The sequence below is a fragment of the Lentisphaera araneosa HTCC2155 genome (assembly GCF_000170755.1).
Taxonomy (GTDB): Bacteria; Verrucomicrobiota; Lentisphaeria; order Lentisphaerales; family Lentisphaeraceae; genus Lentisphaera; species Lentisphaera araneosa.
Window position 1 is genome coordinate 324,136 of record NZ_ABCK01000005.1, and the last position, 15,788, is coordinate 339,923.

The 15,788-nt window shown below is 42.8% G+C and carries 15 protein-coding genes; 7 read left to right on the forward strand and 8 right to left on the reverse strand.

The genetic code is table 11. The features are described 5' to 3' along the window. Window position 1 precedes the first annotated feature (1 nt). Genes LNTAR_RS07075 through rpmA form a run of 3 tightly spaced genes read right to left on the reverse strand, consistent with a single transcriptional unit; the run spans window position 2 to window position 2,278 of the window. The gene (locus LNTAR_RS07075) at window positions 2-790 is read right to left on the reverse strand and encodes a PP2C family protein-serine/threonine phosphatase (RefSeq protein WP_007277978.1); all 789 of its coding nucleotides are present in this window, start codon (window positions 788-790) and stop codon (window positions 2-4) included. After that, a complete protein-coding gene (obgE, locus tag LNTAR_RS07080) occupies window positions 791-1,966 on the reverse strand; it encodes a GTPase ObgE (RefSeq protein ID WP_007277979.1) in 1,176 nt (391 codons plus the stop codon). A gap of 57 nt (window positions 1,967-2,023) precedes the next feature. Further along, a complete protein-coding gene (gene rpmA, locus LNTAR_RS07085) occupies window positions 2,024-2,278 on the reverse strand; it encodes a 50S ribosomal protein L27 (protein WP_007277980.1) in 255 nt (84 codons plus the stop codon). 357 nt (window positions 2,279-2,635) lie between these two features. Between rpmA and thiS the strand changes: the two genes are divergently transcribed. From thiS to LNTAR_RS07100, 3 genes are read left to right on the forward strand one after another with little or no spacing between them, the layout of a single operon-like run. After that, on the forward strand, window positions 2,636-2,842 hold the full coding sequence (thiS, locus tag LNTAR_RS07090) for a sulfur carrier protein ThiS (RefSeq protein WP_007277981.1): 207 nt from the start codon (window positions 2,636-2,638) through the stop codon (window positions 2,840-2,842). Between the two features lie 28 nt (window positions 2,843-2,870). Continuing rightward, on the forward strand, window positions 2,871-4,286 hold the full coding sequence (gene leuC, locus LNTAR_RS07095) for a 3-isopropylmalate dehydratase large subunit (protein ID WP_007277982.1): 1,416 nt from the start codon (window positions 2,871-2,873) through the stop codon (window positions 4,284-4,286). Window positions 4,287-4,290: 4 nt separating this feature from the next. Further along, window positions 4,291-4,899, forward strand: coding sequence for a 3-isopropylmalate dehydratase small subunit (locus LNTAR_RS07100; RefSeq protein ID WP_007277983.1), 609 nt, complete (start codon window positions 4,291-4,293; stop codon window positions 4,897-4,899). A 149-nt stretch (window positions 4,900-5,048) separates the two neighbouring features. Here LNTAR_RS07100 and LNTAR_RS07105 read toward each other — a convergent pair whose 3' ends face one another. Beyond that, window positions 5,049-7,256, reverse strand: a complete 2,208-nt coding sequence (locus tag LNTAR_RS07105) for a B12-binding domain-containing radical SAM protein (RefSeq protein WP_040914376.1) — start codon at window positions 7,254-7,256, stop codon at window positions 5,049-5,051. Between the two features lie 177 nt (window positions 7,257-7,433). On the opposite strand from LNTAR_RS07105, the gene LNTAR_RS25305 reads away from it, so the two are divergent. From LNTAR_RS25305 to LNTAR_RS07125, 3 genes are read left to right on the forward strand one after another with little or no spacing between them, the layout of a single operon-like run. After that, on the forward strand, window positions 7,434-8,300 hold the full coding sequence (locus LNTAR_RS25305) for an ATP-dependent zinc protease family protein (RefSeq protein ID WP_007277986.1): 867 nt from the start codon (window positions 7,434-7,436) through the stop codon (window positions 8,298-8,300). After that, window positions 8,300-9,832, forward strand: coding sequence for an inactive transglutaminase family protein (locus tag LNTAR_RS07120; protein WP_007277987.1), 1,533 nt, complete (start codon window positions 8,300-8,302; stop codon window positions 9,830-9,832). The genes LNTAR_RS25305 and LNTAR_RS07120 overlap by 1 nt, the downstream gene beginning before the upstream one ends. After that, a complete protein-coding gene (locus tag LNTAR_RS07125) occupies window positions 9,829-10,779 on the forward strand; it encodes an alpha-L-glutamate ligase-like protein (protein ID WP_007277988.1) in 951 nt (316 codons plus the stop codon). The genes LNTAR_RS07120 and LNTAR_RS07125 overlap by 4 nt, the downstream gene beginning before the upstream one ends. A 1-nt stretch (window position 10,780) precedes the next feature. On the opposite strand, the gene folK is transcribed toward LNTAR_RS07125, so the two are convergent. From folK to LNTAR_RS07145, 4 genes are read right to left on the reverse strand one after another with little or no spacing between them, the layout of a single operon-like run. Then, the gene (gene folK / locus LNTAR_RS07130) at window positions 10,781-11,284 is read right to left on the reverse strand and encodes a 2-amino-4-hydroxy-6-hydroxymethyldihydropteridine diphosphokinase (protein WP_007277989.1); all 504 of its coding nucleotides are present in this window, start codon (window positions 11,282-11,284) and stop codon (window positions 10,781-10,783) included. Then, a complete protein-coding gene (folB, locus tag LNTAR_RS07135; protein ID WP_007277990.1) occupies window positions 11,284-11,646 on the reverse strand; it encodes a dihydroneopterin aldolase in 363 nt (120 codons plus the stop codon). The genes folK and folB overlap by 1 nt, the downstream gene beginning before the upstream one ends. Next, window positions 11,636-12,541 carry a GTPase Era gene (gene era / locus LNTAR_RS07140; RefSeq protein ID WP_007277991.1) on the reverse strand — a complete coding sequence of 302 codons (906 nt, stop codon included), beginning with the start codon at window positions 12,539-12,541 and terminating at the stop codon, window positions 11,636-11,638. The genes folB and era overlap by 11 nt, the downstream gene beginning before the upstream one ends. After that, a complete protein-coding gene (locus LNTAR_RS07145) occupies window positions 12,534-13,745 on the reverse strand; it encodes a class I SAM-dependent RNA methyltransferase (RefSeq protein WP_007277992.1) in 1,212 nt (403 codons plus the stop codon). The genes era and LNTAR_RS07145 overlap by 8 nt, the downstream gene beginning before the upstream one ends. An 86-nt stretch (window positions 13,746-13,831) precedes the next feature. Here LNTAR_RS07145 and LNTAR_RS07150 point away from each other — a divergent pair. Next, the coding region (locus LNTAR_RS07150) for a hypothetical protein (protein ID WP_007277993.1) at window positions 13,832-15,788 on the forward strand (1,957 nt) is incomplete at its 3' end.

The following is a 15,788-nucleotide window of genomic DNA, read 5'->3' on the forward strand; positions in this document are numbered from 1 at the left end:
CTTAATCGTCAAAAATAACGATGCCAGTAATATTATCTTTCCCGCCAGCGTCTAAAGAACGGTTAATGAGTTCTGTAAGAATTTTTTGCGGATTTCGCAAATCGGCCATCAAATCGGTCATGACTTGGTGAGTTAAAGAGCCATAAAGCCCATCGGTACAGAATAAGTAGCGATCACCTGCTCGACGACGACAGATATTCACTTGTACATCTAAAGCGGAACCAGCACCCATACAATTGGAGAGCAAGTGACTGAGGGGGTGGTTTTCTGCTTCTTCTGCTTTGAGGTTACCGAGTTTTACCATCTTGGCAACCCAAGTTTGGTCTTCGGTAATTTGAACAAGATTACGGCCACGTTGCATATAAGCACGACTATCGCCAACTTGTGCTACAATGAGTTTACCTGGAACAAAGAGTCCTGCAGTAATTGTTGTGCCCATGGCACGTGAGACATTGAGTTTTTCATTGATCGCAAAAATTTTATCATTGCACATCTTAATTGTTTCAACGAGAATCTGCTCAGATTCACGTAGTTTTGCAGTCGTAACATGGGCGGATTGTCCCCAAATACGACCGAGAGCTTCGGTGGCAAAATAGCTGGCAAATTCGCCACCTTCATGACCACCCATACCATCGGTGACAACAACTAAAGTGATTTTATCACCAGGAAGGGTGACGTAGAGGTAAGAGTCTTCATTATGTTCCCTTATCAAACCAACATGAGTCCCACCTGCGACCTGATCGGGTCCTATTGCAGAGCTCGGAGTTGCTTTTTTAAAGGCTTTAAACATCTAGACTTCGTCCTCATCTATATCATCGTAAAAATCATCATAATCTAAGTCCTCAACGTCAAAATCAAAATCGTCATCAGAACTTAGGGCAAAATCATCGCCATCTGCCTCTAAATCAACGACAACCGCGCCTTCTTTTCTGTAGATATTCTTGAGTTTGGGTACATGTTTGACTTTAGACTTCTTGAGTTCCATGACACGTTTGTGTAAGAATTCGAGAACTTCATCGACGCCGTCACGCAATTCAGCAATCACAGGAAAAATAGTGAGATCAGTTTCTTTTCTTAGACGTTCGAGGTTTTCTTCAGAAGCAGGGTTATCCATTTTATTAGCCAAAATCATGCAAGCACGATCAGAGAGTCCCTCTTCGTAGAGTTCTAATTCCTCTTTGAGTTTAACGAGGTCATCGAGTGGATCACGCCCATCTGTACCATTCATGTCGAGGACATAAACCAAGTTATTAGTTCTTTCAATATGACGGAGGAAGTGGTGACCTAAACCAATATTTTCATGCGCGCCTTCAACAAGTCCGGGGATATCGGCGATAGTAATACGAGTAAAATCAGGGAAGTCTATCGTACCGACAATGGGATTGAGTGTAGTAAAGGGGTAGGAAGCTGTTTTAGCGCCCGAGTTGGAAACTGAGTTTAAGAATGTGGATTTACCCGCATTGGGATAACCTACGAGGCCCACATCGGCAATCGTTTTGAGCTCGAGTAAGAGAACGAGCTCCTCTCCGGGGTAACCCTCTTCTGCCTGACGAGGAACGCGATTGATGGAAGTTGCAAAAGAACGATTTCCTCTTCCGCCTTTACCACCTTGAGCAATGACAATTTCGCTTTCGGGTTCGTCGAGATCACAGATTTGGTAATTATCGTTATTAATATCCATTACCACTGTGCCTGGGGGAACTTTGACGTAGAGATCTTCTCCACGGTTACCATGCATATCGGATCCTAATCCGTGACCACCGTGCTCGGCGTCGATATGCTGGTTAAATTTTAAATCTACAAGGCTAGACGTCCCTGGGTCAGCCACAAAGATAACACTACCGCCGTCCCCGCCGTTGCCACCATTGGGGCCACCTTTAGGAACGTACTTCTCGCGCCGGAAACTTATGCAGCCATTGCCGCCATTTCCCGCTTTTACATAAACTTTTATTCGATCAACAAACATGAGAAAAAAAAAGCCTCAAATCCTACGATCTGAGGCTAAATTCGAATTTGAATTCGATTACTGTGCGAGTTCAGGAACAATGTTCACACGACGACCTTTTTGGTCGAACTCTACACGTCCAGTTGAAAGTGCAAAAAGAGTAAAATCTCTTCCGCAACCTACATTTTTACCTGGATGAAATTTTGTGCCACGCTGACGCACGATAATAGTACCTGCGTTAACTTTTTGACCACCAAAGCGCTTAACTCCGAGCATTTTAGGATTGGAGTCGCGACCATTCTTGATACTACCTTGTCCTTTCTTATGTGCCATAATAGTGTCTCTTACATAAATAGTTAAAATTAAAATCTTGAAAAGTGATGCCCATAATAATGTAATTCCCATAAAAGACAAGATCTAGAACTAGGAATTTTTCCAAAAAATACGTTCCTAAAATAAATTAACTGATAAGGTATAGGTTTTTGAGCTCAATAAGTAAATTTGAACATGTCTCTAAGAGCTCAAAATACAAACTCAAACAGGCAGCTTCTGAACACAAGTCACCTATGCGCAAGTTCTTAGTCACCCTGCATATAAAATTCGAAAAGCCCTCAAAATATAGCGAGGACTAAACTTCCCGAGATTCAAAAGTGTGTTATAGTAGCGCCCGATTAAGTTTAAGGACGACCAATGACAATAAATTTTAATGGCAAAGCAATGAGTTTTGATTCAGCTCTCAGTATCGCTGAGCTCCTAGCGTACGTCGAAGTGGACAGTCAAAGAATGGGCATTGCCCTTTGCCTCAACCTCGAAGTACTTCCCAAAGAAACTTGGGACAACACCCTACTTTCAGACCAAGACCGCATTGACCTCGTCGTTGCGGCTCCTGGTGGATAAATTACTGTATATACAATAAGGAAATCAAATGGCTAAAAACCTTTACAACAAAGTCTTTGAAAGACACACGGTAAAAAAGCTCTCTTCGGGCCAATACCAACTTTTCATGGGACTTCATATGATTCACGAAGTGACTTCCCCGCAAGCATTCGACATGATCAAAGAGCGTGGCTTAAATGTGCGCTACCCGCACAGAACTTTTGCGACTGTGGATCACATTATTCCCACTGACAACCAAGCACGCCCTCTTCGCGACACCATGGCCGAAGATATGTTCAATGCTCTCGAAACGAACACGGCAGCCAATGGCATCGAATTTTTCAACACCTCTACCGGCAAGCAAGGCATTGTGCACATCATTGCTCCTGAACAAGGTTTAACACAGCCCGGCATGACAATTTGCTGTGGCGATTCCCACACGTCAACTCACGGAGCTTTTGGTTCACTTGCTTTCGGCATTGGTACTTCGCAGGTTCGCGACGTTCTCGCAACTCAAACACTTGCCGTAGCTAAGCTCAAAGTTCGCCGAGTTGAAATCAACGGTACACTTCGTCCTGGCGTCTACGCCAAAGACGTAGCGCTCTTCATCATCAATCGCCTTGGCGTTAAAGGTGGTGTGGGATTTGCTTACGAATACGCGGGTGAAGTCTTCGATAATATGACAATGGACCAGAGAATGACTGTTTGTAACATGGCGATTGAAGGCGGTGCACGTATCGGTTACGTCAATCCCGATCAAACGACTTATGACTACCTCTCAGGCAAGCCCTATGCTCCAGTTGCCGACAAAATGGATGAAGCCATTTCTTATTGGGAAAGCATCAAATCTGACCAAGGCGCTGATTACGATGACGTGGTCGTTTACGATGCCGCAGATATCGAGCCCTTCGTGACTTGGGGGATAGCCCCAGACCAATCCGTTGCGGTGAACGCACAACTCCCCAGTGAAGATGACTTTTCAGACAACGATAAGCCCCTCATCAAAGAAGCCTATGAATACATGGCTTTTACTCCGGGCGAGAAGCTCGTGGGCAAGGATGTAGACGTGGCTTTCATTGGTTCTTGTACTAATGGTCGCCTTTCAGATTTTGAAGAAGTGATTGACTTAATCAAAGATTCAGACTTAAAAGTACCCGCTTCAGTCAAAGCACTCATCGTTCCTGGCTCACAGGAAGTTCGCCAAGAACTTATCCGCAAGGGGTACGACAAAGTCTTCGAAGAAAAAGGCTTTGAATTCCGTGAAGCCGGCTGCTCCATGTGTCTAGCAATGAACCCCGACAAACTCATTGGCGATCAAATCTGCGCCTCAACTTCCAACCGCAACTTCAAAGGTCGACAAGGTTCATCCACGGGACGTACCCTACTCATGTCCCCTGCCATGGTTGCGGCGGCGGCCCTCACTGGCAAAGTTGTTGATGCACGTGAAACTTTTAGCATAGGATAAGACCATGAATTCATCATCTATCATCAAAATCACAGGAACGGGTGTTGCTGTTCGCGGAAATGACATCGATACCGATCGCATTATCCCGGCTCGTTTTCTCACGAAAATCACTTTTGAAGGCCTTGGGGCCGAAGTCTTTACAGACGACCGCAAACAATTAGCGGACAAAGGCGAAGTTCATCCATTTGATCAAGAAGCCCACGCAAAATCTAATATTTTGCTCGTCAACAAAAACTTTGGCTGTGGCTCTTCACGTGAGCACGCACCCCAAGCAATTAAGCGCCACGGCATTGACTGCATCATTGGTGAATCTTATTCGGAGATTTTCTTCGGGAATAATATTGCTATCGGCGTCCCTTGCTTAAAAGTTTCTGAGGCTGACATTGCTCTGCTCCAGGACAAGTGCGAACAAGAACCCGAATGTTCTTTTTCAGTTGACTTAGAAAGTTTGGAAATCAAAGCTGGGGATCTCTCCGTGAAAGCTGAATTTCCCGAGGGTGCTCGTCAGCAATTTATTGGTGGAACTTGGGACGTGACTGCAGAACTCCTGCAGAACGACGCCGACATCACTGAGACTGCTGCGAACTTACCTTACTTCAATCACTGGAAGTAAAGTTCTTCAGTCGACTTATTAAGCCGCAAGGAAACTTGCGGCTTTTTTATTTTAATCCCATTGATGTAAAGACCCAAATCAAAAATTGTAATAACATTATAGCTCACTAGATCTTTTAAGAAAAAATAGCCTCACAATTAAGTATCTGTTCATACTCTTCTTAGATAGATGAGGCCAAAGTCTTCTAATTTTTGCCAAAACTGACTTTCTTTCATCACTTCAAATTCATCATCGAAGTATTGCCCATAATAATCTTTTAACTCTGCAAAAGTCACTTCATCATCGTTTTCGATTCTGAGCTGAGGCAAGAGGTGATAGAGCCATTCTGCCAGTGCCGCAGGCAAATCTAAAGTCATTTCTTTATTTCTGGATATAAAACTCAGTTTACATGGATCTTGACTCAAATCATCAACTAAAACGTCACCACCTAGCCACAGGACTCTGTCCTTATCAAACACTTTGATTGCTTTGTAAAACTCTGTTAATCGCTGACGAATTAAATAAGGCGAATGACTTGTTGTGGGCACTTCTTGATTAAACCAAAAAGACAAATCTTCATTCAGACCGATGCCGTGCATATAGTTAAAAAGTGCTTTTTTTAGCCCCTCGCTAAACTTAGCATGATCACATCCTTTTGGGTCATCGTGAGTGAGTTCATTTTTTGCGAAGCCCGCAAACTCAGGCCCCGTAATTTTAACGTCGTAAGCCTCTGGATCTTTACCTATTGGACTATGTGCGGTGAGCGCAAAACGATGCCAAAAACCCGAGTTAATCATCTCTTCTTTAAAAAGCTGGCGTACAACTTCTAAAGAATCTATTGTTTCTTGTTCTGTTTCTGTGGGAAAACCATACATTAGGTAAGCATGAACCATAATGCCTGCATCACTGAAGGCCTTCGTCGATTGGCAGACTTGAGTGATGCCCGTACCTTTTTTCATTTTTCGCAAGAGTCGCTCGGAAGCCACTTCGAGTCCACCCGAGACGGCTATGCAGCCAGCAGCGGCAAGAAGTCGGCATAAATCTTTTGAGAAAGCTCTTTCAAAGCGCACATTTGTCCACCATGAGACACGAAGGCCTCTAGATAAAATTTCTTCGGATAAATCTTGCAACAAAGCTGGAGGCGCCGCTTCATCGACAAAATGAAAACCACTAACACCCGTCTGGTCCATGAGTTTCTCCATGCGGTCAACGAGGATTTTTGCGGGAGCTTCATCATAACGTTCAATATAATCCAGCGTCACATCACAAAAACTACAGCGCTTCCAATAACAGCCATGAGCTAGAGTCATTTTATTCCATCGCCCATCATTCCAAAGGCGATGCATGGGGTTGGCTAGTTCAATTATGGATAAATACTTATCGAGTTCCAAGCCTGTATAATCTGGCACACCGGTTTCCAAATGACTAAAATCTTCTTGCTTGCAAGTATCGACGTACTCCACTTCTCCTTGATCGTTGAGAAGAAAGGTTCTCGATAGTTGGCTCAGATCACCTTCACCCTCTAATACTTTTAATATCTGCGTCATGGGAAGCTCACCATCATCTAGGCAAACAAAGTCCACATAATCGAAAAGGCGTGGGTCACTCAATTCACGCAGTTCAGTATTTACATACCCCCCACCTAAGAGTATCGCACTATCTGGAAAGCGTTCACCTAAATACTGCGCACACCTAAGACCTCCGTACAAATTCCCTGGAAAGGGAATACTGAGGGCAATGAGCTGAGGATTCTGATTCTCTAGACGCGCTTCCAGAGTTTTCAGCATAATTTCATCTAAAAAACTCATCTTAGATTGCAAGGCTTCATCTAGAGAATCGAATGAGCTAGCGGCCACTGAAATTTTTTCTTGGTAACGCGAAAAGCCAAAGCCTTCATCGACATTTTCACGAATAAAGTCGCCGAGGTCTTCCAGAAAAAGCGTTGCAAAAAAGCGCGCGCAATCCTGCACGGCCATCTTACCGAAGACTTCAGGGCTCATTTCATCTAAAATTTTAAAGCGCTCACCTTCTGGTAAGTAATTTCGACTAAAGATACGTTGTGCTAAAGTCAAATCTTTATTCTGAAGAAATAAAATCACCGCATCCACACAGAAGAGGTAATCAGACTTGAGCGCCAAAAGCTTCTGCGCTTCCCACGACATTTCGCGGTCACTCTTTACGCAATAGTCAAAGACCTGCTCCAAACCCGATGATGAAAATAATTTCAAGATTAAATCTAAGCCGAGGTCAAGCTGACTCGCTAGGTAGCCCTGCGATCGCAAAAAGTAGTTTAAGTATGCTGTCCCGGGGTAAGGAGTATTTAACTGAGTTAAAGGGGGAGTGATTAAAAGTATGTCAGGTTTCAAGAACTTATCCATTGAATTATTTAAACATATAAAACCACTCATGGAGAAAATGTCTAGCTACTCATACAAACTTTACATGATGAGTCGAATCTTAACTAAATCTGAACTTGAGATCAGCTGTAGAAATTTGCTTATTATAGAGCAAAAGACTATTGTGCTGCTAGGAAAAATAGTCCATAAGGAAAAACCATGAAAAAGCATATTCTACTGCTTGTCGCAGTAGCTTTCACTCTCCTCCCCTCTTGCTCACAATTTAGCAAAGAAAAAGAGGCTCCCGTAGGCAAAGCCATTATCGGCCAAACGGCCTTCATCACCGTTAAAGAAGCTGGACTCGCTTTTGATAGTCGTATCGACACTGGAGCTACAACCACCTCGATCAATGCCTTCGACATCAAAATCAAAGGAAAAGATAAGGAGAAACAAAATAACATCAATAAACTGGTCACCTTTAAAACCCGTAATAGATCCGGTGAAGTCGCCGTCATTTCGACTAGAATTGTTAATGTTGTCATTGTTACTAATTCCCAAGGACGCGAATTCCGTTATGTTGTTGACTTGACCCTTAGCTGGCAAGGCCAGAGTCAAAAAATCCGCGTCAACTTACGAGATCGCGAAGAAATGACTTACAAACTCCTTATTGGTCGCAACTGGCTTAGTGGAAAATATTTAGTTGATGTATCAAAGAAAGAGCATGGTAAGGAAGGTGATAAAAAAGCTGAACAAAAGAAAACTTTTCCTGTCAAACTGCAAAATTATCAAAATGATTTGAGTGGTAGCTTTTGGGATAAACCCACATCTGCCATCTACCCGAGCTCTTTCACAAGTGTTGAGGTTGACGGAAAAAAAATGTTCCGCTTAAAGTTCCCTGGTCAAAGTAAGCCATTGGATCTAGTCCCCGCAAAAGCATCGAAAAAATCTATACCCGTAGCTCTCGCTGTCTTAACTATCAACAAAAAGCAAGTTCGTCACCCTGTGCAAATCATGAAACATAAAATGGGTGTTGACCTCCACATTGGAACTGAGCTCAAAGAACTAACCTTTAAGGATGATAAATAATGAGTGCTAAAGCGCAAGTTTATCTCTGGTCAATTCTATTAATCACTCTTGGCATTGGCGCTATCGCCTACAAAAGCGTGCAACTCGACATCCCGCTTAGCCAAGGTGAAAAACGCGATGTGTGGGTTGTGGAAGCTTTAATTGAGTTTGAAGCGCAAGACAAGCCCGTCAAAATCAAAGCTGCTTTACCAACCTACTATGCTCAATACGAGTTATTGGAACAACAAGGTTCCTCAAATGGCTATGGATTTTCAACAGAAGAGAGTCCTAATAAAAAGGCTGTTTGGTCTAGCCGTACTCCAACTCCAGGCAAACAAAGCATCTACTACACCTTTAGTATTTTTGATACTAAAGAACTGCAAGACACTTCAGACCGAAACAGGTATAAGTTCGACCAACCCTATTTTGACCCCTCATTTAAGACTGCCGCCCTCTCTTTAGTCGATTCGGCATGGAAAAAATCAGCCGACAACACCACTTTTACTAAAGAAGTTATTCGTCGCTTAAATTTTGCTGACCCAGACCAAAACACCAACTTAGTCAGAAGCTTAATCAAAGGATCTTACACCGAGGCTCACCTAGTACGCGACCTGCTGCTTCTCAAAGATGTACCTGCCACAGTGCTGCGAGGATTAAAACTTGAAGATGGTGTACGTAAAACTACTCCAAGTAACTATTTAGCTTATTTTGACAAGAGTTGGAGCGTCATCAATCACGTTTCCGCTGAAGTGGGTATTCCTGAAGACACGATTTTCTGGGCTCTCACTTCAGTCCTTGAGGTGGAAGGCTGCACAAACTCACGCATCACTTTTTCGACGATAAAAAGTGAACAATCGGCCAAGTCTTTAGCCATCAAAAATAGCCTTGAAGATTCCAACCCGATCATGAGCTTCTCAATTTTCAGTTTACCCCTTGAGTTTCAGGCCGTTTTCAAACTCCTTTTACTCATTCCAGTGGGCACCTTGATTGTTGTGATCATCCGTAACCTTATTGGCCTCTCAACCTCCGGTACTTTCATGCCCGTCTTGCTCGCCATTGCCTTCATCGAAACGACTCTTGTCAAAGGCTTAGTGGTTCTTTTACTGATGATGATTTTAGGCCTTTTGATTCGGACTTACCTCTCGCGAATGAACCTTCTACTCGTCCCTAGGATTTCTGCTGTCGTTATTTGCGTGGTCATCCTCATGGCCTTCATCTCGGTGAGTTCCTACAAAATGGGAATAACTGGTGGCGTTAGTGTGACTTTCTTCCCAATGATTATTATTTCTTGGACGATTGAGAGAACCTCTATTATGTGGGAAGAACATGGCGGTCGAGAAGTAATCGAAAAAATGGGTGGCAGCTTGATCGTATCCATTATTGTTTATTTCGTCATGACCAATAGCTTTGTTAAATACTTCACCTTCACTTTCCCCGAAGTCATGTTGATCATGCTCGCCTTCGTGCTTCTCATCGGTGTATATACTGGTTATAGATTGACTGAGCTCTTCCGTTTTGAACCCCTCTTGAAAGATGAGGACTTAAAACAATGAAATGGGCCTCACCATTTAAACTAAGTGAGAAAGGCATTCTAGGAATGAATGCCCGAAACTTTAGTTATGTCCTCTCTAAAAACAAACGTGAGCTCTATCCATTAGTCGATGATAAAATGGAGACCAAGCGCATCGCTTTGCTCGAGGATTTGAGTGTTCCCGACCTTATTTGCTGCTTGAAGTACAATCACCAAATGAAAGAACTCCATAAAATCCTTAAAACTCAAAAAGAGTTTGTCGTGAAGCCCGCCAAGGGCTGTGCTGGCAAAGGGATTTTAGTCATTGTTGATCGCAATGAAAAAGGTTTTGTCAAAGCTTCTGGCTCAATTGTAAGTTACATTGAATTCGATCGCCATGTGGCGAGCATTCTTACGGGTATGTACTCACTCGGCGGTGTTCCTGATTCCGCCATGTTTGAAAAACTTGTTCATTTTACCGACACATTTAATGGTTACACCTACCAAGGGGTTCCAGATATTCGCGTGATAATCTATCGAGGCTACCCCGTCATGGCTATGACTCGTCTCTCGACAAAAGTATCTGATGGCAAAGCCAACCTTCACCAGGGAGCTGTAGGAGTTGGGCTCGATATTGTCACAGGGAAAGCTATTCAGGCTGTTCAATTTAATAAGCTTGTGACTAAACACCCTGACACAGGCCAATCTTTTGAGGGATTAGCGATTCCTGACTGGGATACTGTCCTCAAACTTTCTGCAAAGAGTTTTGACATTACTGAACTAGGCTACTTAGGTGCTGACATTGTCTTAGACAGAGATCGTGGACCCCTCATTCTAGAACTTAATGCTCGTCCAGGGCTTTCTATCCAGATTGCCAACGGCCATGGCTTAGGTCGTCGCTTGCGCTACATTGATTCCGTCAACAAAAAGCGCCGGAATATCGACGAAAAACTCGCCCTAGTCAAAGAAAAATTTGCGGACTTTAGATAGCTTAGTTTTTGTAATGGCTTTTGCCCATTTTATAGGCTTGCATTTTGCGAGCCTCGCCATCAACTAAATCAGCTAACAAAAGCCCCTCTTGTGGATGAACTAAGCCAGGCACAATCTCTAGCAAGGGCACATAAACAAAATCTCTAGTAAGAATTTCGGGGTGCGGCAGTTGAATATGCTCGGTAGTGACGACTAATGATCCATAGAGAATCAGGTCTAAATCGAGCTTGCGCTCATCATGCTTATGTTCGCCATCTTGGCGACCAAATCTTTGCTCTATACTACGTAAAACACGATACTTGAGGTCATAGGGATCTAAGTCTGTTTCAAAGCGAACAACACCATTAAGAAACTCGTGCTGTCCTTCACTCGTCCCCACTGCACCATTTAAATAAAATTTTGATACCGCAGTAATTTTAAATTCATTTTCTAAGTCGACGAGAGCTGCACTCACGCTATCAAAAGGGTCAATATTTGAACCGATGGCAACATAAGCAGTTTTCATTATCTCTCTCTATAAATTGTGATGGCTACGTTATCCGCCAAGTCAAGCGCTTGGGGTTTATCGATAGTAAGCTCACAAGCCTGCACCAAGCCTCTTGATAAACATTCTTGAGCACAGAGCTCGGCCAATTTCTCAATTAATAAGCATTCAGAGGTCTTTGCGATCTTCGCTAAATCACGATGAAGTGAATCGTAATCAACCGTATGCTGTAAATCATCACTTTCACCTGCTTTTTTTAAATCGAGATAAAGCTTAGCGGAAACAATAAAATCTTGGGGAGTTACGCGCTCTTCGGGGTAAAGCCCCAAGATCGCATTGACGCGAATATTCTGAATATGAATGATATCGAATTTATTTGTCATTGAGGTTCATCTCCTTCAACAAACCAATGCGATTCTGCCAATCTGGCATCACTTTAACAAAGAGACGCAAATCGACAAATTTCTCAAAACTTTTACCCAATTTTGATCTCGATTGACGCTGGATTTCCTGCACCATTTTGCCGCCAGAACCAATGACAATCTGCTTTTGGGACTCACGTTCGACTAAAACTGTGGCTTCAATTTTGATCTTCTTCTCGCGTTCATCCCATTTATCGATCATTACTGCGAGAGAATGAGGTAATTCACTATGAAGAAGTTCTAAAGCACTTTCTCTAATAATATCTTCGCCAATATCTCTCAAAAAGGCATCGGCAATTTGATCATCTGGGTATAAAAAAGGACCTTTGGGAAGAAGTTCTTTAATTAATTCAAGAAGCTCATTCACACCTTCATTATTTAAGGCTGACATGTGATGAATTTTTGGCTTCTCAGAAAAATGCGCTGAGTAATTCGACTCCATCTCGCGTTTCTCTTCGGCACTCGCCTTATCACATTTATTGAGAACAAGAATAGTGGGCTTCCCACCTGCTGCCGCAGCTTTGGCCGCCATTTCATCTTCCATACCAAATTCACGCATGGGATCACAAAGCAAAAGCGTTATGTCATTTTTATCGATGGCACGCTTGATAGTACGATCCATCATTTCGTCCATGCGGTTTTTACTTTCATGAATCCCTGGAGTGTCAGAAAAAATTATCTGGGCATCATCGTCGGTAAATATCCCTACCCAACGTCTGCGTGTGGTATGGGGAACTCGCGACACTGCCGCTAGCTTATAACCCAAGGCTTGATTGACAAAAGTCGACTTGCCCGCGTTGGGACGTCCTACAATTGCCACATAGCCACAATTACCATAACCGTAGTCTTCAAGCATTATCCAACTCAAGTAAGATCAAGGATTCAAAGTGCGAGGTTTGTGGGAACATGTCGAGCATAGCTAATTTTTTATGCTTATAACCTAAAGGGAGAATCTCTTTTAAATCACGTCCTAAAGTTCCTGGGTCACAAGAAACATAAAGAATCCATTTAGGTGACCTTTTACTAATGGCCTTAATTGTACCCGGCCCAACGCCTGCTCGAGGAGGATCAAGAATCAGAGTCGTCTCTGGTGCTAATTTCCCCAAGCGCTGGCGCAAGAGCTTATTCACATCACCAGCTACATATTTATGCGTTGTTAGCCCTTGGTCTTGTGCATTAAAGTTAGCGGCTTCTACGCCCTTCGCATCAATTTCCAAGCCCACAACTTTCACATCTCTTAAGCCCATTGATAAGAAGCCTGACCCGCAGAAAGCATCAATAACGAAAGTACAGGCTTCCAAAGACGAAATAATCTCTGCACACATTCTCTGTAAAGCTTCGGCTACATCGCGATTCACTTGACTAAAGGAACCAGCTGGCATAACAAATTCACGGTCATTATATACCTCACGACGCCAAGGAAGTCCAACCGGAGCCTTGCCATAGAACGCCACTGTTTCTTTATTGCTACTCGCATGGCGAATGGTCGCACGCAGAGGACGATCTCTTTGACGATTTTTATGTCCCCACTTCGTTTTATTCAAATCGGGCACTAATTCATTTACAGGTGCTTGAGCTAGGAGACATTCTTTGATTCTAACGAGACTGCGATTATCACGCGCAATAAAACCATAAATCACTTCATCTGTTTCTGTACGACGAGCATTGAGGCTGATTCTATTTCTGTAATTCCACTTATTAGTAGAACTTACGACTTCAACGTCGTCTTCATCAATATTCAAACCACCAATGCGCTTCAATACTTGACGAAATTGGGCTTCTTTGATCTTTACTTGCTCATCGTAATCAATATGTTGATAAGCACAGCCCCCACATTCACCAAAATACTGACAAGGAGCTTCAACTCGGTTCTCGGAAGCTTCTACAAGTTCGAGGATTTCACCACGACAAAAATTCTTATTATCTTTGACTATGCTAACTTTAACTTTTTCACCAGGAACCGAAAAGGGAACAAAACATACACGTCCGTCGTCTAAGCGGCCTGCTCCGTCTCCACCATAGGCGATATTATCGATTACTAAAATTTCTTCACGTTCCATTATCTTCTCATGTTTATTTATGTACCATTATGTGACAAATACTCTTCTATAACCTATAGTGGTTGAAAGAAGCTTAGGTATAATTTATGAGTAGAATAGTTTTATTTATTTTTTTAGCAATAAATCTCTATGCAGAAGAGGCAATAAAGCCTGCCACTACTGCACATAGTGGACTTTCTAATCAAGAACAAACAAGAGATTTTTTAGTTTCTTCTGATCAAGCGCTTAAAAAACACATCATCAAACTCATCGAAAACGACCCCTACAAGTTATTAGAAAACGCTGTTTTAAGTGCAGACGATAGTATTAGCGAGGTCATTAAAAGCTACCAAGCCCCTACGATAAAAGTCTTTACTTCAGACACTTACTACCGCACCTTACTCATTACTTGGTTTAAGGAGGATAAACCTCAGGCTCAGGAGAATATTCTCCAACAAAATACCTGGTTGTTAGAAAAGAGTGAATTGGACCCCGTCATTACTCAACTCCAAGACTTGGTCCAGAAAAACAAACAAGGTATATGGAACTTTCGCCTCAATTACACACTCAGCTTGGCTTATGAAGCCCAAGGTCATTACAAACGTTCTCTTGAAGCCATCAATCGAGCCCACAATAAACTCAATGACCAAAACTCTCGTTTCTTACTGCGTAGACGGATGATCATTTGTTCGGCTCGTACGGGGGATTTTTCTCAATACGAAAAATTCCTTAATAAAATATATAACGAAGAGCCCTCAAATTCCTTAATGACTTATGAAAAGTTGCACGATCAACTCGCTCTCAAACTGCTCCAAGGCAAAGATACGAATGCCCTGCTTAAACAAATCGTTGATCACCCCAACGCCGACCTCGCTCGTTCTATCCAGAGCTTAATTTTTACCGGCCAACATCAAGAGGCGTACCTGCTTAATCCCAAAGCTAATTTATTATTTCCCTTCCTGCTCGAACTCAATCAATTCTCTTTAGCCAAGAAACTCCTTCCCCAAGTCCCTGCTCCACAGCAGTCCTATTTCTACCGTAAAGCTCAAGGGCACATCCCCGAATCATTACAAAAAATTCCTTCGCAAGCTAGCGAAGTTGACCAAGTCCAACAAATTGCCTGGCTACTGAAGAACAATTACCAGAACGAAGACTATTTTCAAAAGCTACAAAAAATCTCTCTTGAAAGCTCCAATCCGAATACAACTTTTTTAGCCTTAGCAAACCTCACAAATTCAAATAGTGCAGCTGAGCTCTATCTCTACTTGTACAAACGATTGCCCAAAAAAGAGGCCTTTAACTTTGTCAACCTTTTGTCCTTCACTGAGAATCCTCAATCCTTCCTTGGCTACATCGTAAAAATCCAACAAAAACTCAAATTACGCGACCAAGATCTCGACCAATTTGTCAATCTCTGTGCCTCACTCGCCCTAGATAGCAATCTACCAGATGCCGCACTTGGCACTTTAAAAGTTATTGATGACAAAAACCAACATATTCAACATATTATCACAGGCTCCCTGGCACTGCTTCGTAAAAAAGAATACCTCGGAGCGGCTCATAATGGACTCATAAGACATGAAATGAAGATCCCTGAGCTCATGGAAATTGCCACCTTTGCTCTCAATCAGAAGGGATCATTTGATAAAGCGCAAAAAGCTGACGAAATCACCGAATCCTACTACGTGAGTTTAGCTCACTTAAATAAGACGGCTTTCTTTTTCAAAAAAGCTAAGCAAAGGGATCTTCTCGAGCAAATTTATTGGCGTTTACATCCTCGCCCCCTCGTTTTCAACAAAGACTCTATGATGCTCATTAACTCGGCTGGTTTACATTTTCTTCAAAAAGAAGATCATATTGCATGGGCTAAATTTGCTGAACTGCAACTCGCTCACGCGCTTCTTCAACCCACTAAAGTCCAAACACCAGTACAAGCCCTGGCTTTGCGCAAAGATCTACTGAGGTTGCAACTGATAAAAGCCATTAATAAGGGACAAGAAAAGCGCATTCTGCATTTTGCCAAGCTTTGGTCCACTGAGTTCACCATGGATATTGAACCCGTCC